The 18,373-nt window shown below is 58.6% G+C and carries 14 protein-coding genes; 6 read left to right on the top strand and 8 right to left on the bottom strand.

Going from position 1 to position 18,373, the window contains the following annotated elements:
• Positions 1-3: 3 nt before the first annotated feature.
• The 7 genes from AACY30_RS06120 to AACY30_RS06090 all read right to left on the bottom strand — a co-directional run bounded on the left by AACY30_RS06120 (position 4) and on the right by AACY30_RS06090 (position 10,536).
• Complete coding sequence (locus tag AACY30_RS06120) at positions 4-1,014, bottom strand: ABC transporter permease subunit (RefSeq protein ID WP_003171721.1); 1,011 nt, start codon at positions 1,012-1,014, stop codon at positions 4-6.
• Between the two features lie 76 nt (positions 1,015-1,090).
• The gene (locus AACY30_RS06115; protein WP_339539999.1) at positions 1,091-2,689 is read right to left on the bottom strand and encodes an ABC transporter substrate-binding protein; all 1,599 of its coding nucleotides are present in this window, start codon (positions 2,687-2,689) and stop codon (positions 1,091-1,093) included.
• Between the two features lie 80 nt (positions 2,690-2,769).
• Entirely contained in the window at positions 2,770-4,164 is a 1,395-nt protein-coding gene (locus AACY30_RS06110; RefSeq protein WP_339468439.1) for an OprD family outer membrane porin, read from the bottom strand.
• A 170-nt stretch (positions 4,165-4,334) separates the two neighbouring features.
• Positions 4,335-5,879 (bottom strand): ABC transporter substrate-binding protein, encoded by a 1,545-nt coding sequence (locus AACY30_RS06105; protein ID WP_445261419.1) that lies wholly within the window; start codon positions 5,877-5,879, stop codon positions 4,335-4,337.
• Between the two features lie 364 nt (positions 5,880-6,243).
• Positions 6,244-7,872: an ABC transporter substrate-binding protein gene (locus tag AACY30_RS06100; RefSeq protein WP_339468442.1), complete on the bottom strand. Its 1,629-nt coding sequence runs from the start codon at positions 7,870-7,872 to the stop codon at positions 6,244-6,246.
• 258 nt (positions 7,873-8,130) lie between these two features.
• A complete protein-coding gene (locus tag AACY30_RS06095; protein ID WP_339468444.1) occupies positions 8,131-9,732 on the bottom strand; it encodes an ABC transporter substrate-binding protein in 1,602 nt (533 codons plus the stop codon).
• Positions 9,733-9,822: 90 nt separating this feature from the next.
• On the bottom strand, positions 9,823-10,536 hold the full coding sequence (locus AACY30_RS06090; protein ID WP_339468446.1) for an SIMPL domain-containing protein: 714 nt from the start codon (positions 10,534-10,536) through the stop codon (positions 9,823-9,825).
• Between the two features lie 198 nt (positions 10,537-10,734).
• Here AACY30_RS06090 and AACY30_RS06085 point away from each other — a divergent pair, with 198 nt between their 5' ends.
• The 3 genes from AACY30_RS06085 to AACY30_RS06075 all read left to right on the top strand — a co-directional run bounded on the left by AACY30_RS06085 (position 10,735) and on the right by AACY30_RS06075 (position 14,375).
• On the top strand, positions 10,735-11,997 hold the full coding sequence (locus AACY30_RS06085; RefSeq protein WP_314569373.1) for an ATP-binding protein: 1,263 nt from the start codon (positions 10,735-10,737) through the stop codon (positions 11,995-11,997).
• Positions 11,990-12,550 carry a response regulator transcription factor gene (locus tag AACY30_RS06080; RefSeq protein ID WP_339417449.1) on the top strand — a complete coding sequence of 187 codons (561 nt, stop codon included), beginning with the start codon at positions 11,990-11,992 and terminating at the stop codon, positions 12,548-12,550. The genes AACY30_RS06085 and AACY30_RS06080 overlap by 8 nt, the downstream gene beginning before the upstream one ends.
• A gap of 100 nt (positions 12,551-12,650) precedes the next feature.
• On the top strand, positions 12,651-14,375 hold the full coding sequence (locus AACY30_RS06075; RefSeq protein ID WP_339468448.1) for an ABC transporter ATP-binding protein/permease: 1,725 nt from the start codon (positions 12,651-12,653) through the stop codon (positions 14,373-14,375).
• A gap of 183 nt (positions 14,376-14,558) precedes the next feature.
• On the opposite strand, the gene AACY30_RS06070 is transcribed toward AACY30_RS06075, so the two are convergent.
• Positions 14,559-14,996 carry a YhcB family protein gene (locus tag AACY30_RS06070; RefSeq protein ID WP_004372274.1) on the bottom strand — a complete coding sequence of 146 codons (438 nt, stop codon included), beginning with the start codon at positions 14,994-14,996 and terminating at the stop codon, positions 14,559-14,561.
• Positions 14,997-15,143: 147 nt separating this feature from the next.
• Between AACY30_RS06070 and AACY30_RS06065 the strand changes: the two genes are divergently transcribed.
• The 3 genes from AACY30_RS06065 (at position 15,144) to zapE (ending at position 18,327) form a co-directional block, all read left to right on the top strand.
• Positions 15,144-15,773 (top strand): alpha/beta hydrolase, encoded by a 630-nt coding sequence (locus tag AACY30_RS06065; protein WP_049710016.1) that lies wholly within the window; start codon positions 15,144-15,146, stop codon positions 15,771-15,773.
• 24 nt (positions 15,774-15,797) lie between these two features.
• Complete coding sequence (locus tag AACY30_RS06060; protein ID WP_339539998.1) at positions 15,798-17,153, top strand: tryptophan--tRNA ligase; 1,356 nt, start codon at positions 15,798-15,800, stop codon at positions 17,151-17,153.
• A 79-nt stretch (positions 17,154-17,232) separates the two neighbouring features.
• Positions 17,233-18,327 (top strand): cell division protein ZapE, encoded by a 1,095-nt coding sequence (zapE, locus tag AACY30_RS06055; RefSeq protein WP_339539997.1) that lies wholly within the window; start codon positions 17,233-17,235, stop codon positions 18,325-18,327.
• The last annotated feature ends 46 nt before the right edge of the window (positions 18,328-18,373 follow it).

Here is an 18,373-nt window from a genome sequence, read left to right as displayed (position 1 = left end):
ATCTCAGCGCTGGTGACGGATGCGTGGGTTGGCGAAGCCGTAGAGGATATCCACCACGAAGTTCACCAGGATCACCAGGCAGGCGATCAGCAGAATGCCGTTTTGCACCACCGGGTAGTCTCGTGCGCCAATGGCTTCGATCAGCCATTTGCCGATGCCGGGCCACGAGAAGATGGTTTCGGTCAAGACCGCACCGGCCAGCAGCGTGCCGACTTGCAGGCCTACCACGGTCAATACCGGGATCAACGCGTTACGCAGGCCGTGCACGAACACCACGCGCGCCGGCGACAGGCCCTTGGCCTTGGCGGTGCGGATGTAGTCTTCGCGCAGTACTTCGAGCATCGACGACCGGGTCATCCGCGCGATCACTGCCAGCGGGATGGTGCCAAGCACGATGGCCGGTAGGATCAGGTGGTGCAGTGCATCCCAGAATGCGTCCGGCTCGTCAGCCAGCAGGGTGTCGATCAGCATGAAGCCGGTGCGCGGCTCGATGTCGTAGAGCAGGTCGATACGCCCGGAAACCGGAGTCCAGCCCAGGCTCACCGAGAAGAACATGATCAGGATCAGGCCCCACCAGAAGATCGGCATCGAATATCCCGCCAGGGAGATGCCCATCACCCCGTGGTCGAACAGGGATCCTCGTTTAAGTGCCGCGATCACCCCGGCCAGCAGGCCCAGGATACCGGCGAACAACAGGGCGGCCATGGACAGTTCCAGGGTCGCCGGGAAGAGGGCGGTGAATTCGGTCCACACGCTGGTGCGGGTGCGCAGCGATTCGCCAAGGTCGCCCTGGGCGAGCTTGCCGACATAGTCCAGATATTGGGCATACAGTGGCTTGTTAAGGCCAAGGCGTTCCATTGCCTGTGCGTGCATCTCGGGGTCGACTCGTCGTTCGCCCATCATGACTTCGACGGGGTCGCCAGGGATCATGCGAATCAACGCAAACGTCAGCAACGTGATGCCGAAGAACGTGGGGATCAGTAACCCCAGTCGGCGGGCAATAAAACTAAACATCTTGTTGTGTACCTCGATCAGCCGGTTAGGCAGGTCCGGCGCCGTCAATAGCGACGGCGCCGAGCGTTTTTCTTATTTACTTCACCTGGGTGGTGGCGAAGTTATTTGTACCCAGAGGGCTTTGGGTAAAGCCTTCTACGTTCTTGCGCATGGCGGTGAACAGTTTCGGATAAGCCATGGGAAGCCATGGTTGGTCCTTGTCGAAAACGTCCTGTGCTTGTTCATAGAGTGCAGCGCGCTGGTCGGGTTCAGCGACGGCGCGTGCCTTATCGATCAAGTCTTGAAACTCTTTGTTACACCAGCGTGCGTAGTTTTCGCCGTTTTTCGCAGCATCGCAACTCAGGTTTGGCGTCAGGAAATTGTCCGGGTCGCCGTTATCACCTACCCAGCCAGCCGAAACCATGTCGTGCTCGCCGTTTTTAGCACGCTTGAGCATCTCGCCCCATTCCATGACTTTGATATTCACCTTCAAGCCGACCTGCGCCAGGTCCGCCTGCATGCGCTGTGCGCCGAGCATCGGGTTAGGGTTGGTCGGGCCGCCGCCGTTACGGGTGAACAGGGTGAACTCGGTACCTTCCGGTACGCCGGCTTCCTTGAGCAGGGCGCGGGCCTTCTCCAGGTCGCGGGGCGGATTCTTCAGCTTGTCGTTGAAACCCAGCAAGGTCGGCGGATAAGGGCCGGTGCCCACCACCGCATTGCCTTTGCCGAACAGGGCTTCGGTATAGCCGGCCTTGTCGAACGCGATGTTGATCGCGTGACGGACCCGCGCATCGCTCATGTATTTGTGGGTGGTGTTCAACGCGGTGTAGCTGGTGGTCATCGCCGCCAGTTCATCGACTTTCAGGTTCGGGTCTTTCTTGATGCTTGGAATGTCATCCGGCTTGGGAAACAACGCGATCTGACATTCGTTGGCCTTGAGCTTCTGCAGGCGCACATTGTTATCGGTGGTGACCGCCAGGATGAGCGGGTCGACTGCCGGTTTGCCGCGGAAGTAGTCGGGGTTGGCTTTGAACCGCGCCTGGGCGTCTTTCTGATAACGGGTGAAGATGAACGGGCCAGTGCCGATGGGCTTGGCGTTGAGGTCGTCGGTCTTGCCGGATTTGAGCAACTGGTCGGCGTATTCCTTCGAATGGATTGAAGAGAATGCCATGCCCAGGTCGGCCAGGAACGGTGCTTCACGGCGCGTCAGGGTAAAGACGACAGTGTGATCGTCGGTCTTCTCCACGCTCTTGAGCAGTTCCTTGAAGCCCATGCTTTCGAAGTACGGGTAGCCCACGAGGGACTTGTTATGCCACGGGTGATTCGGGTCCAGCTGGCGCTGGAAGCTCCAAAGTACGTCGTCGGCGTTCATGTTGCGCGTGGGTTTGAAGTAGTCGGTGGTGTGGAACTTGATGTCGTCACGCAGGTGAAAGGTGTAGGTCAGGCCATCGGCGCTGATCTCTGGCAAGGCTTTGGCCAGCGCGGGGATCACTTCAGTGGTGCCGGGCTTGAAGTCCACCAAACGGTTGAACATGGTTTCAGCGGCAGCGTCAGCGGTCACAGCTGTGGTGTACAGGACCGGGTCGAAACCTTCCGGGCTGGCTTCGGTGCAGACCACCAGTGGTTTGGCCGAAACGCCGATCGCCACGCTCAACAGCGCGGCAGCCATGGCGGCTTGTAGTGGGAGCAATTTCATTCGGAGCCCTCTGCAATCGATGGGACCAGACAAACGTAGACGGCGGGCTCGTCCTGAGCCCGCCGTCTACCTGGTGCTAATTAAAGGATGTTGAATGGAACGGTGGTGACCAGACGGAACTCTTTGATGCTGCCATCTGCCTGGAACTCGCTGCCACGGTGCTCAACATAGGTTGCGCGCACGGTGGTGGCCTTGAGTGGGCCGCTTTGGATGGCGTAAGAGCTGCCGACACCGTATTCCTGGTGTTTTTCGCCGTCCTGGTTCTGGATGCCGGCGTAGGCGAAATTGGCCCGACCGTTGTTGCCGGTGTAGTGAGTGCCGTCGATGCCCCAGCCACGCGCCGAGTAGATGTTGAACTTCAAGCCTGGCACGCCGTATTCGGCCATGTTGATGGCATAGGCAACCTGGAACGATTTCTCGTTCGGGCCGTTGAAGTCAGAGGTCAGGGAGTTGGCAAGGTAGATGCCGTTGGTTTCGTGCAGGTAGTCGAAGTATTCGTTACCGTTCACAGCCTGGTAGGAGAAGGTCAGGCTGTGCGCCTGGTGAGCCAGGCCCAGGGACAGGGAGTAGGTATCGTTGTCGATTTCCCCCATCTCTTTTTTGCCTTCATCGACAGTCTTGTAGTAGTTGAAACCGGTGGTCAGCGCCAGTTGCTGGGCATCACCCAACTCGTGGGTTGCGCCGAAGTAGTACTGGTTCCAGAAGTCCTTCACGTTGGCGCCGAAGACGCTGACTTTCAGGCTTTTCAGCGGCTGGTAGTTCAGGCCCAGGGTGGACACCTTGTCGGTTTCCGCGCCATTGCCGTATTCGCTGCGGAATTTCGACAAGCTCTGTTCGGTACGTGGCGAAACGCGGTCAAACACGCCACCTTGGAACGACAGGTTGCTGAACTCTTCGCTGTTGAAGCTCACACCTTCAAAGCTCGATGGCAGTGCACGGTTGCCGATGGTGTCGACGATGCCGCTGCTGAAGTTCTGACGACCGGCAGTCAACGTGGTGTTCGACACACGGAACTGCACGTTGGCCAGGCCCAGTTTGCTCCATTGGTCTACTGCATCACCGTCGGAGTCAGCCAGGGTACGGTTGGAGCCGCCCTTGATATCACGCTTGCTGCGGTCCAGGACCACGGCGTTGTACACCGCCAATTCAGTCTTGACGCCTACGGTGCCCTGGGTGAAACCCGAGCTGGCGTTGATGATCGTGCCCTGTACCCAGTTGGTACGGTTACGGTCAGTCAGGGTCTGGCCATGCTTTTTGTATGTGAAGGTGCCGCCACGGTATTTGCTTTCGTGGGCGTACCAGTTACGCGTCGTGCCGCCCAGGCTGAAGTCTTCGATAAAGCCTTTGGCCTCGCTTTGCGCGCTGGTGCCGGCCAGGGTAGTCGGAACGAAGTCCTGGCTGACGGGTTCAGCGTAGGCGGTGGCCGTGATGCTGCTGATGGCCAGGGCCAGAAGCGCTTTGCTGCTCAGTTTCATGAATGAAGCTCCTTTGGTTCTCTTTTTAATGCCGGTCTTTTTTGGTGATCCGGCTATTGGTTGTGTAACTCGTTCAAGCCTATGCAAACGTTTGCCGTAGGAAAAATCCTAATAGAAGGCCGCACGTTTGCAGCAAGGCGATGTTCGCCCTGCGCAATCCGGTTATTTTCTTATGGGGTGATACTGACGCCCGAGAACACGTTGCGGCCGAAGGGGCTCACTTTGAAACCTTCGACTTTGGTGCTTAACGGCTGGTTGACCGTCGAGTGGGCGACTGGCGTGATGGGCACCTGCTGCTTGAGCAGTTGCTGCGCCTGTTTGTACAGAACAGTCCTTTGTTCGCGGTCGGTCACGACCTTGGCTTGCTTGATCAACTTGTCGTACGCCGGGTCACACCACATGGAGTAGTTGTTCCCGCCGATGGCGTCGCAGCTATAAAGAGTGCCCAGCCAGTTGTCCGGGTCACCATTGTCGCCGGTCCAGCCGATCAGGCTGATGTCGTGCTCACCGTTCTTGGTGCGCTTGATGTATTCGCCCCACTCGTAGCTGACGATCTTGACCTTGAGGCCGATTTTGGCCCAGTCGCTTTGCAGCATCTCGGCCATCAGCTTGGCGTTGGGGTTGTACGGCCGTTGTACCGGCATTGCCCACAAGGTGATCTCGGTACCTTCCTTCACGCCGGCGGCCTTGAGCAGTTCCTTGGCTTTTTCCGGGTTGTAGGCGGCGTCCTTGATGCTGTCGTCGTAGGACCATTGCGTCGGCGGCATGGCGTTGACCGCCAGTTGCCCAGCGCCCTGGTACACGGCATTCAGAATGCTCTGCTTGTTCACCGCCATGTCCAGTGCCTGGCGCACTTCGAGTTGGTCGAATGGCTTGTGGCGCACGTTGTAGGCGATGTAGCCGAGGTTGAAGCCTGGCTTGGTCAGCAGTTGCAGGTTCGGGTCCGCCTTGAGGGCGTCCACGTCAGCCGGGCGCGGATGCAGGGTTACCTGGCATTCGCCGGCCTTGAGTTTTTGCACCCGCACCGAAGCGTCGGTGTTGATGGCGAAGATCAACTGGTCGAGCTTGACCCGGCTAGGGTCCCAGTATTGTTTGTTGGCCAAATAACGGATCTGCGAATCTTTCTGATAGCGCTGGAAAACGAAGGGGCCAGTGCCGATCGGCTTCTGGTTGATATCGCTCGGCTTACCGCTCTTGAGCAACTGCTCGGCGTATTCGGCCGACAGGATCGCAGCGAAACTCATGGCAATGTTCTGCACGAACGCAGCGTCGACCGTGTTCAAGGTCATCACCACGGTGTGCGGGTCAGTTTTCTCGACCTTGGCAATGTTCTTGTTCAGGCTCATCCCGTTGAAGTACGGAAACTCGGTGGGGTAGGCCTTGCGAAACGGATGCTCAGGGTCAAGCATGCGGTTGAACGTGAACAGCACGTCGTCAGCATTGAAGTCCCGCGTTGGCTTGAACTCCTTGTTGCTATGGAACTTCACCCCTTCGCGCAGGTGGAAGGTGTACGTCAGGCCGTCTTCGGAAATATCCCACTTGGTAGCCAGCCCGGGCACCACATTGGTCGCGCCTTTTTCAAACTCAACCAAGCGGTTGTACAGCGGCTCGGCCGCATCGTTATCGGTGGCGGTGGTGTATTGCGCGGTGTCAAAACCTGCTGGGCTGCCTTCCGAGCAGAACACCAGGCTCTTCTTTTCGGCGGCTTGGCCCATCGTGGCCACAGCCAGCAGGCTGGTGCCAAAAATTGCGGATAGAACGGTGGTATGGCGCATGACGATCCCGATCCTTGTTTGTAGTTGTCATCAGCGAGCAATCACCTTGGCGTTCGGCCAGGGGGACATCACTGATCCCACACGCAGCAAGTACCCTTCCGAGGTTGGTGCCTCTGCTGTCCTACGACGTTATGGGTCGCGGACCTGGCAGTAAATGCACCAAATCGGATTGACCTTGTAGGTAACGGAGTCGCGCATCGCAGTTCGCTGCTGTAGGAAGCAACGATTGCAAGCGTGGTCTGTTTCCTACGGGTCAGGCGGATGCAATAACGGCGACGTTATGCAACGTCGCCGTTATTGGTCCTTACTTGCCGCTGACGCTCACGCCGTAGAAGGAGTTCAAGCCAAACGGGCTGATCTTGAAGTCCTGCACGGTGTTGCGCATGGGTTGATACACCGTCGAGTGCGCGATAGGTGTCATCGGGACAGCATCTTTGAGGATATGTTGCGCCTGCTTGTACAGCTCGGTGCGTTTGGCGACATCCGACGTAGCCTTGGCTTCTTTCACGATGCCGTCGAATTTCTTGTCGCACCATTTGGAGAAGTTGTTACCCGACAGCGAGTCGCAGCCGAACAGCACGTTCAGCCAGTTGTCTGGATCACCATTGTCACCGCTCCAGCCAATGATCATGGCCTGGTTCTCGCCACCTTTGGAGCGCTTGATGTACTCGCCCCACTCGTAGCTGGTAATTTTTACGTTGAGACCGATCTTCTTCCAGTCGTTTTGCAGCATTTCAGCCATCAGCTTGGCGTTCGGGTTGTACGGACGCTGAACCGGCATGGCCCACAGAACGATTTCGGTACCTTCCTTGACGCCGGCTTCCTTGAGCAGCGCCTTGGCTTTCTCAGGGTCGAACTTGGCGTCCTTGATGGTGGTGTCATACGACCATTGGGTCGGTGGCATGGCGTTCACGGCCAGTTGGCCAGCGCCCTGGTACACGGAGTCGATGATCTGCTGCTTGTTCACCGACATGTCTAGCGCCTGGCGCACGCGCAGGTCGGCCAGCGGGTTTGGCTGGTCGCTGCCCTTGACCTTGTCCATAACGTTGTAGGCGATGTAACCCAGGTTGAAACCGGCCTGGTGCGGCAGTTTCAAGTCCTTGTCTTCACCCAGCGCCTTGAGGTCGGCCGGGCGTGGGAACAAGGTGATCTGGCATTCGTTTTTCTTGAGTTTCTGGATACGCACCGACGGGTCGGTGGTGATGGCGAAGATCAGGTTGTCGATCTTCACGTCTTCAGGTTTCCAGTAGTCCTTGTTGCCGGTGTAACGAATGTTCGAGTCTTTCTGGTAGCTCTTGAACACGAACGGGCCAGTGCCGATTGGCTTCTGGTTGATGTCCGCAGGCTTGCCTTCCTTGAGCAGTTGAGCGGCGTATTCAGCCGACTGGATCGAGGCGAAGCTCATTGCCAGGTTCTGGATGAACGCGGCGTCCACAGTGCCAAGGGTGAACTTGACGGTGTGCTCATCGACTTTCTCGATGTTCTTGATGTTGGTGTCCATCCCCATGTCCGTGAAGTACGGGAACTCAGTGGGGTAGGCTTTGCGGAACGGATCGTCCTTGTTGATCATGCGGTTGAACGTGAACAGCACGTCATCGGCATTGAAGGTACGGGTCGGCTTGAAGTACGAGGTGGTGTGGAACTTGACGCCATCACGCAGGTGAAAGGTGTAGGTCAAGCCATCCGAGGACACTTCCCAGCTGGTGGCCAGCCCAGGAATCACAGCGGTGCCGCCACGTTCGAACTGGGTCAGGCGGTTGAACATGGTTTCGGCCGAGGCATCGAAGTCTGTTCCGGTGGTGTACTGGCCTGGATCAAAACCGGCCGGGCTCCCTTCGGAGCAGAACACCAGGTTAGTCGCCGCTTGGGCGAAAGGTGCCGCGGCCATTAGGCCAGCGCTAACAATTAACGGAATGACTGCGTTTCTAAGCATGTTGGCCTCATGATTTGTTGTCATTTTTGATGGTGAGGGCGACCTCGTGAGCCGGCCTGCGGATACTTATGCAGGCGCCATACCCATTGCAAGATGCTGAACCGTTCCGAGGGTGAAAGAGTGGTACGAACGTACAGGAATGTCGCAATTATGAAAGTTTGTACATATTTGCGCATATTTCGAGGGTTTTTTCGGTGCAAGCAGCGCACTAAAAAAGACCAACCGAGGCGTCTGGCGCACTCGGTTGGGGCGTTGCTGTTACTTATCTAGACTCACGCCATAGAACGGCGTCAACCCGAAGGGGCTGATCTTGAAGTCTTTGACTTCCTTGCGCATGGGTTGGAAAACCGTCGAGTTTGCGATAGGTGTTATAGGTACTTGTTCCTTAAGGATTTTCTGTGCCTGTTGATACCACTTGATGCGCTGCTCGCGGTCATTGCTGATCTTGGCTTGTTGAACGAGTTTGTCGTACGCCGGGTTACACCATTTAGCGTAGTTGCTGCCCTTGACCGCGGCACAACTGTAGAGCACGCCAAGCCAGTTATCCGGGTCGCCATTGTCGCCAGTCCAGCCATAAATCATCGCGTCGTGCTCGCCGTTTTTGGCGCGCTTGATGTATTCGCCCCATTCATAGCTGACGATGTTGGCCTTGATGCCAATTTTTGCCCAATCCTGTTGAATCATTTGGGCCGACATGCGCGCATTCGGATTGGACGCGCGCTGGACGGTCATTGCCCACAGGTTGATGGTGGTACCTGGTGCAACCCCTGCTTCTTTTAGTAGCGCTTTGGCCTGGGTCGGGTCGTAGGGCGCGTCCTTGATCGCGGGGTCATAAGACCACTGTGCAGGTGGGAGTGCATTCTGCGCCAATTGCCCGGCGCTCTGGTACACGGCTTTGATAATCGCGGGCTTGTCGATCGCCATGTCCAGGGCCTGGCGCACCTTGAGCTGGTCAAGCGGCGGATGGGTCACGTTGTAGGCCAAAAAGCCCAAGTTGAAACCGGCTTGCTGCAGCACGCGCACGTTCGGGTCCTGCTTCATCACTTCGATGTCGGCGGGGCGTGGATAGCCGCTGACCTGACATTCGCCGGCCTTGAGCTTTTGCAGGCGTGACGCGGCATCCGGGGTAATGGCGAACACGAGGTTGTCGAGTTTCACATCCTCGGGCTTCCAATACTGTTTGTTGGCCACGTAGCGGATCTGCGAATCCTTCTGGTAGCGCTTGAACACAAACGGCCCAGTGCCCACCGGCTTCTGGTTGATGTCGGAGGCTGTGCCTTGTTTGAGCAGTTGCGCGGCGTACTCGGCGGATTGCACTGAAGCGAAGCTCATGGCCAGGTTCTGCACGAACGACGCATCGACGTTGTTCAGGTTGAAGCGCACGGTGTGTTCGTCGAGTTTGTCGACGCTCTTGATCGTGGTGTTCAAGCCCATGTCGGTGAAGTAAGGCGACTCGGAAGGGTAGGCCTTGCGGAACGGGCTTTCGGCATCCAGCAGGCGATTGAAGGTGAACAGCACGTCATCCGCGTTGAAGTCGCGGGTAGGCGTGAAGAAATCCGTGGTGTGGAACTTGACGCCATCGCGCAGGTGGAAGGTATACGTCAGGCCGTCCTTGGAAACATCCCAACTTGTCGCCAGGCCAGGTTCGACTTCGGTGCCACCGCGCTTGAACTGGGTCAGGCGGTTGAACACGGTTTCGGCAGATGCATCAAAATCGGTGCCGCTGGTGTACTGGCTGGGATCGAAACCGGCGGGGCTGGCTTCGGAGCAGTAGACCAGGGTGCTGGCCGCCTGGGCCAACGGCATAAAGGCCAGCAGGCCTGCGGCGAGGAGGAGCGGCTTTAAGGCGATTCTTTCCATGGAGACCCCTGAAGTGGCAGGCATACATAAGCTGCCCAAACGAAAATGGCGTCACCGAGGGTAACGCCGTTCAGGTTTGTCAGGTAGGGGTCACTGCATCTGCACTTCGATCACGCCATCGGCACTCATGGTGACTTGGCTGGTGCCGGCTTCGACCTCCGGTGTCGGTGCCGAATCGGCCATCGCTGCCTTCATCATCATGCCGCCACGGGCATAAGGCGTTGGGTAGCCGTTGGTGTTGAAGTTCAAGTTGACGATCTTGTAGCCCTTGCCGCCCAATGCATCGGTGGCCAGTTGCGCGCGAGCCTTGAAGGCGGCAACCGCATCCTTGAGCAGTGCATCTTCACTGGACTTGCGCGTGGCGTCGGCGATGGCGAAGTCCATGCTGTCCATTTTCAGGGTGGTCAGCAGTTCGCCGGTGAGCTTGGACAGCGCCGGGAAGTCCGCGCTTTCCAGGCGCAGTTCGGCACGCTCACGCCAGCCGGTGATCTTCTGGTTCTTGTTGTCGTAGATCGGGTAGCTGTTACGGCTGCCTTGGCGCAGGGTCACGGCTTTGACTTCGCTGGCCTGGCCGAGGGCCTTGTTCATCGTTTCAGTGATTTCGGCGGCGAGTTTGGCCGGGTCGCTGTTCTGGGATTCTGTGTACAGGGTGACGATCATCTTGTCGCGGGCCACTTCCTGGCTGGCCTCGGCGCGCAGGGAGATCTGGTTGTAATGCAGCTCATCGCCAGCCAGGGCCGGAAGGCTGGCCAGGGCGCTGACGCTGAGCGTGATAACGGCTGCACTGCGAGTGAAACGAGACATGAAAGCTCCTTGGGATGTTCGTGTTCGGTAAGACTGTAGACGATGGCGTTGGGTTCTTCGGGTTTAGGAATTAGAAAAAAAAGCTGCAAGCTTCAAGCGGCGGCGCCCACTGCGTCAAAGAGCCACACACCCAATGCCCAAGGCGCTGCTTCGTTTATACTCCTGCCGATCCGCCTGCAGCGCTCACCGGGAGAGCTCATGCTCGCCGCCGTAAAACTGACTTCCGCCACCCGCCAGAACCTCTGGCGCCTGACGTTCATACGTACCCTGGTACTGGCCGCACAAGCCGGCTCCGTGGGGCTTGCCTATTGGTTTGACCTGCTGCCACTGCCCTGGCTGCAACTGGGCGTAACCCTCGGGTTTTCCATCGTCCTTTGTGTGTTTACCGCGATCCGCTTGCGTACCACCTGGCCGGTCACCGAGCTGGAATACGCGCTGCAACTGGCCTGCGATCTGTTTATCCACAGTGTGTTGCTGTATTTCTCCGGTGGTTCCACCAACCCGTTTGTGTCTTATTACCTGGTGCCACTGACCATTGCCGCCGTGACCTTGCCGTGGCGCTACTCGGTGGTGCTGTCGGGCATCGCGCTGACCCTGTATACGTTGCTGCTGGCGCAGTTCTACCCGCTGCAAACTTTTCCTATCGCCCGCGAAAATCTGCAGATCTACGGGATGTGGCTGAGTTTTGCCCTGTCTGCTGCGGTCATCACCTTCTTCGCCGCACGCATGGCCGAAGAACTGCGTCGCCAGGAAGAACTGCGCGCCATTCGCCGTGAAGAGGGCCTGCGCGACCAACAACTGCTGGCCGTCGCCACCCAAGCCGCCGGCGCCGCCCATGAATTGGGTACGCCGTTGGCCACCATGAGCGTGCTGCTCAAGGAAATGACCCAAGACCATCACGACCCGGCCCTGCAAGATGACTTGAGCGTGTTGCAGGAGCAGGTCAAGCAGTGCAAGCAGACCTTGCAGCAACTGGTGCGGGCCGCCGAAGCCAATCGCCGCCTGGCGGTGGAGATGCAGGATGTGACCCAGTGGCTCGACGAAGCGCTGAACCGCTGGCACCTGATGCGCCCCGAAGCCAGTTACCGTTTTCATCTGCTGGGGCAGGGCAGCGTGCCGCGCATGGCGCCGCCACCGGATTTGACCCAGGCATTGCTCAACCTGCTGAACAACGCCGCCGACGCCTGCCCCGAAGGCCTGGGCGTACAGTTGGATTGGGATGCCGAGAACGTGACCATCAGTATTCGTGACCACGGTGCAGGTGTGCCGCTGGCGATTGCCGAGCAGATCGGTAAACCGTTCTTTACCACCAAGGGCAAAGGCTTCGGCCTCGGCCTGTTTTTGAGCAAGGCCAGCGTGACCCGCGCGGGCGGCTCAGTGAAACTCTATAGTCATGAGGAAGGCGGTACGCTCACCGAGCTGCGCCTGCCCCGTGTCGCACGAGGAGATATCGATGAGTGACGAGATCCAAGTCGAAGGTGAAGAACTGCCGCACCTGTTGCTGGTAGATGACGACGCCACCTTTACCCGCGTGATGGCGCGCGCCATGAGCCGTCGTGGTTTCCGCGTCAGCACCGCAGGTTCCGCCGAAGAGGGCCTGATCATCGCCCAGGCCGACCTGCCGGACTACGCTGCGCTCGACCTGAAAATGGACGGTGACTCCGGCCTGGTGCTGTTGCCCAAGCTGCTGGAGCTCGACCCGGAAATGCGTGTGGTGATCCTCACCGGTTACTCCAGCATTGCAACTGCCGTCGAGGCCATCAAGCGCGGCGCGTGCAACTACCTGTGCAAGCCGGCAGACGCCGACGACGTACTGGCCGCCTTGCTGTCCGAGCACGCTGACCTCGACACGCTGGTGCCGGAAAATCCGATGTCGGTGGACCGCTTGCAGTGGGAGCACATCCAGCGCGTGCTGACCGAGCACGAAGGCAATATATCCGCCACTGCCCGTGCCCTGGGCATGCATCGCCGCACCTTGCAGCGTAAGTTGCAGAAGCGCCCGGTACGTCGCTGAACCTAAGCTGAACAGTCTGCTTCAGGCCGCACAGAGCCCTGAACCGATCACTTATGATCGGTTCATACGCCTGTGACCTTATCCCTACCGAGCCTGAACGATGAATCAGAACGCTGAGTACTCCGCGGTCAACGACGCGGTGCGTGGGCAATTTTTACGGCGGGTGTGGGGGCTGATCACGCCTTATTGGCGCAGCGAAGAGAAGGGCAAAGCCTGGCTGCTGCTGTTGGTGGTGCTGGGGCTTTCGCTGTTCAGCGTCGCCGTGTCGGTATGGTTCAACAGCTGGAACCGCGATTTCTATAACGCCCTGGAGCACAAGGACTACGACGCCTTCACCCATCTGCTGATGTACTTCAGCGTGATTGCGGTGGTAGCAATCGTGACCGGTGTGTTCACCTCCTATTTGCAACAGATGCTCACCATCCGCTGGCGCCGCTGGCTGACGGAAACCTACTTTGCCCAATGGCTGAGCCACAAGAATTACTACCACCTGGAATACGGCGGCTACACCGATAACCCCGACCAGCGTATCTCCGAAGACCTCAACGCCTTTACCAGCAGCACCCTCAACCTGGGGCTGGGTTTTATCAGCAACCTGGTGAGCCTGGTGTCGTTCTCGGTGATTCTGTGGGGCGTGTCCGGCAGTATCGACGTGTGGGGCATCACCATTCCCGGCTACATGTTCTGGGCGGCGCTGGTTTACGCGGTGGTCGGCAGTTGGTTGACCCACTTGATTGGTCGAAAACTCATCGGCCTGAGCAACCGTCAACAACGGTTCGAGGCCGACTTGCGTTTCAGCCTGGTGCGGGTGCGCGAAAACGCGGAAAGCATCGCGCTGATCAATGGCGAACGCAACGAACACCAGCAATTGAGTGCGCGTTTCGGGCGGGTGTGGAGCAATTTCTGGAGCATCATGCAGCTCAAGAAGCGCCTGAATTTCTTTACCAGTGGTTACTCCCAGATCGCGATCATCTTTCCTTTTGTGGTCGCGGCGCCGCGTTATTTTTCCGGCAAAATCGAACTGGGCGTACTGATGCAGGTGGCCCAGGCGTTTGGCAGTGTGCAGGGCAGCCTCAGTTGGTTTGTCGACGCCTATACGATGCTGGCCAGTTGGCGCGCCACCTGTGATCGTCTGCTGAGTTTCGGCCAGGCCATGCAAGACAACCAAAACCGCACCATGGGCATTGGCTTGCAACATCAAGGCGGGGATTTGCAGGTCAAGGACCTGAGCCTGGACCTCGCCGACGGCCGTCATTTGCTGCAGGGCGCCGACCTGACCGTCGCCGAGGGTGAGCGCTTGATGCTCAGCGGTCGTTCCGGCAGCGGCAAGTCGACCTTGCTGCGGGCCATGGGCAACCTGTGGCCCAACGGCCACGGTAATATTCGCCTGCCGGCCGAGCGCTATCTGTTCCTACCGCAAAAACCGTACTTGCCGATTGGCACGCTGAAGGCGGTGTTGAGTTATCCACAGGACGACAGCGTCTACCCGGCAGAACGTTATGCACAGGCCCTCGAGACGTGCCGTCTACCCCATCTGGTTGCTCGTCTGGACGACGCCAACCACTGGCAGCGCATGCTCTCACCGGGCGAGCAGCAGCGCCTGGCCTTCGCCCGTGCGTTGTTGTATGCGCCGCAATGGCTGTACATGGATGAGGCGACGTCGGCTATGGATGAAGAGGATGAGGCAACGCTGTATCAAGCGTTGATTGATGAGCTGCCGGGGCTGAGCATTGTCAGTGTGGGGCATCGCAGCAGCCTCAAGCGTTTCCATGGGCGGCATGTGCGGATTGAGGGTGGGCGGTTGCAAGAACAACCATTGGCGTAAGGTCAAACTCGGTCAATGTGGGAGTCGGCTTGCTCGCGAATACGGTCTATCCGTTACCGATGTGCTGACTGACCCACCGCTGTCGCGAGCAAGCCCGCACATTTGATTGATGTTGTTTGTGAGACTCACAAAAAAGCCCGGCTGATCATCGATCAGCCGGGCTTTTTGTTGCTTGAAGACGAGTTACTTCTTCAAGCCGTAATGCTCATCCAGCATGCCAGGGGCGTTCGGCGTTTTTGGCGCGTAGTCCCGTGGAGGCTCCTGGTTTTCCCGCGGCGGGGTCAGGCGCTCCCGCGGCGCTTGAGGTGCATCGGAATGCAACGCGGCCAGCAGACGCTGACGGGTAATGTCATCGAGGGCCAGGCGGTTGGCACCATCGGCGAGGTGGTCCTGTACATCCTGGTAGCTCTGGGTGAGCTTCTTGACCAGGGTCGCGGTGCTGTTGAAGTGGGTAACCACCTCATTCTGATAACTGTCAAAACGTTCCTGAATGTCATCCAGCTGACGCTGCGTGCGGTTAGGCGCGGCATTCGGCAACAGGCGAGCAACCAGGAATCCAATGGCGACACCGGCAACCAGGGCAAGAGTCGGCAACAACCAAACTAAGAGCGAGTGTTCCACGAGTCCTTCCTCTATAAACGGCTTTGCTTTACGTTAACGGCTCAAACCTGCGCTGTATACCGCGATTAAGCTCGCAATGATGCCAAGCACAGACTTTTAGCTAGACGAGTCGACCCATTGAGAGGTCACGGAGTTCATCTCTTGCTCATGCGTGAAACCCCCGTTTTGATCGATGGCCCGGTAGGCCAATTGGAAGCCCTGTATCTGGATCACCCCGAGCCGCGTGGCCTGGCGTTGATCTGCCACCCTAACCCGGTGCAGGGTGGGACCATGCTTAATAAAGTTGTGTCGACCCTGCAGCGCACTGCCCGCGATGCTGGATTGATTACTTTGCGTTTCAATTACCGTGGTGTCGGCGCAAGTGCCGGCACCCACGACATGAGCACCGGTGAAGTGGACGATGCCGAAGCGGCCGCCGCTTGGCTGCGGGAAAAACACCCCGAGCTGCCGATCACCTTGCTCGGTTTTTCCTTCGGTGGCTACGTCGCTGCCAGCCTCGGCGGCCGCCTGGAAGCCAAGGGCGAAAAACTGTCACATCTGTTCATGGTGGCCGCTGCGGTGATGCGCTTGAGCGATAACGACCTGCTGCCCCAGGGGTGCCCATTGACACTGATCCAGCCTGAAACCGATGAAGTGGTCGACCCACAACTCGTCTACGACTGGTCCGCCGCCTTGAAACGCCCCCATGAGCTGCTGAAAGTGGCAGAATGCGGACACTTTTTTCATGGCAAGCTCACCGATCTCAAGGATCTGGTCCTGCCGCGCCTCTCGAATTGATAGCAGTCTGATAAGCGATTACCCATGACGACTCGTACCCGTATCCTCACCGGCATCACCACCACCGGCACGCCGCACCTGGGCAACTACGCCGGTGCGATCCGCCCGGCGATCCTTGCCAGCCAGGACGCCAATGCCGACTCCTTCTACTTCCTGGCCGACTACCACGCCCTGATCAAATGCGATGACCCGCAGCGCATCCAGCGTTCGCGTATGGAAATCGCCGCGACCTGGCTGGCCGGTGGCCTGGATGTAAACCGGGTGACGTTCTATCGCCAGTCGGACATCCCGCAAATCCCCGAGCTGACGTGGCTGCTGACCTGCGTGGCCGCCAAGGGCCTGCTCAACCGCGCCCACGCCTACAAGGCCTCGGTGGACAAAAACATAGAAACCGGTGAAGACCCGGACGCGGGCATCACCATGGGCCTGTACAGCTACCCTGTGCTGATGGCGGCGGACATCCTGATGTTCAATGCGCACAAAGTGCCGGTCGGCCGTGACCAGATCCAGCACGTGGAAATGGCCCGCGACATCGGCCAGCGCTTCAACCACCTGTTTGGCAACGGCAAAGAATTCTTCACCATGCCTGAGGCGTTGATCGAAGAAAGCGTCGCCACCTTGCCGGGCCTGGACGGCCGCAAGATGTCGAAAAGCTACGACAACACCATTCCGTTGTTCACCAGCGCCAAGGACATGAAGGACGCCATCTCGCGGATCGTCACCGACTCCCGCGCGCCAGGCGAAGCCAAGGACCCGGACAACTCGCACCTGTTCACCTTGTACCAGGCCTTTGCCAGTAAGGCCCAGGAAGAAGAATTCCGCGCCGAGCTGCAACAAGGCCTGGGCTGGGGTGAGGCGAAAAGCCGTCTGTTCCAGCTGCTGGATGGGCAGTTGGGCGAAGCGCGCGAGCGCTACCACGCGCTGATGTCGCGCCCATCGGATATGGAAGACCTGCTGCTGGTCGGCGCCAAAAAAGCCCGTGCCGTGGCGGCGCCGTTCCTCGCCGAGCTGCGTGAAGCGGTTGGCCTGCGTTCGTTTGTCGAGCAAGCTGCGGCGCCGGTCGCTGCGAAGAAGAAAGCCGCAAAAGCCGCGCGCTTTGTGAGCTTTCGCGAAGACGACGGCAGCTTCCGCTTCCGCCTGTTGGCCGCCGATGGCGAGCAATTATTGCTGTCGCGTCATTTCGCCGACGGTAAGGCCGCCGGTGCCGTGACCAAGCAACTGCAAAACGGTGACGCGCTGGATGTGCGCCCTGAGGCCCTGAGCTTCAGCGTATGGCTGGACGGTAGCGCGGTAGCGGACAGCGCCGAGTTCGCCGACGAAGCGTCCCGCGATGCCGCCATCGCCGCGCTGCGCGTCGCGTTGACCCCCCTCGAGGATTAACCCGACCAAGGGTTGATTGCCATTATCCAGGGCCGTCGTTACAGTGACCGCCCGTTTTTGTTGCCTTGCTAACGAAATTATGACGCCCCTAGAACGATATCAAGCTGATTTGAGACGCCCTGAGTTCTTCCATGACGCGGCCCAGGAAACGGCAGTGCGTCATTTGCAGCGCCTGTACGACGACCTGGTCGCGGCCTCGCAAAGCAAGCCAGGTATGTTCAGCAAGCTGTTTGGCAAAAAAGACCACACGCCGGTCAAGGGCCTGTATTTCTGGGGCGGCGTGGGCCGTGGCAAGACCTACCTGGTCGATACGTTCTTCGAAGCACTGCCGTTCAAGGAAAAGGTGCGGACGCACTTCCACCGCTTCATGAAGCGTGTGCACGAAGAGATGAAGACCCTGCCGGGCGAGAAAAACCCGCTGACCATCATCGCCAAGCGCTTTTCTGATGAGGCGCGGGTGATTTGCTTCGATGAATTTTTCGTCTCCGACATCACCGACGCCATGATCCTTGGCACGCTGATGGAAGAACTGTTCAAGAACGGCGTGACGCTGGTCGCCACCTCGAACATCGTGCCTGACGGTTTGTACAAGGACGGCCTGCAACGCGCACGCTTCCTGCCGGCCATCGCGCTGATCAAGCAGAACACCGAGATCGTCAACGTCGACAGCGGCGTCGACTACCGCCTGCGCCACCTGGAGCAAGCGGAGCTGTTTCACTTCCCGCTGAACGAAGCGGCCCATGAAAGCTTGAAAAAAAGCTTCCGTGCGCTGACGCCGGAATGCACCCAGGCGGTGGAAAACGACAAGCTGATGATCGAGAACCGCGAAATCATCGCATTGCGTACCTGCGATGATGTGGCCTGGTTCGAGTTCCGCCAACTGTGCGACGGCCCGCGTAGCCAGAACGACTACATCGAACTGGGCAAGATCTTTCACGCGGTGATTTTGAGCGGCGTGGAGCAGATGAGCGTGACCACCGACGACATCGCGCGACGGTTTATCAATATGGTCGACGAGTTCTACGACCGTAACGTCAAGCTGATCATTTCGGCGGAAGTCGAGCTGAAGGACCTGTATACCGGCGGTCGTTTGAACTTTGAGTTCCAGCGCACGCTGAGCCGCTTGTTGGAAATGCAGTCCCACGAGTTCCTGTCGCGCGGTCACAAACCTTAAGAATGATGTAAATCAAATGTGGCCGCGAGCAAGCCCGCGTCCACAT

The organism is Pseudomonas sp. RA_5y_Pfl1_P24, from assembly GCF_963970945.1.
GTDB lineage: Bacteria > Pseudomonadota > Gammaproteobacteria > Pseudomonadales > Pseudomonadaceae > Aquipseudomonas > Aquipseudomonas tritici.
Note: the sequence above shows the minus strand (reverse complement) of the source record. Positions and strands in the feature narration are given on the sequence as shown.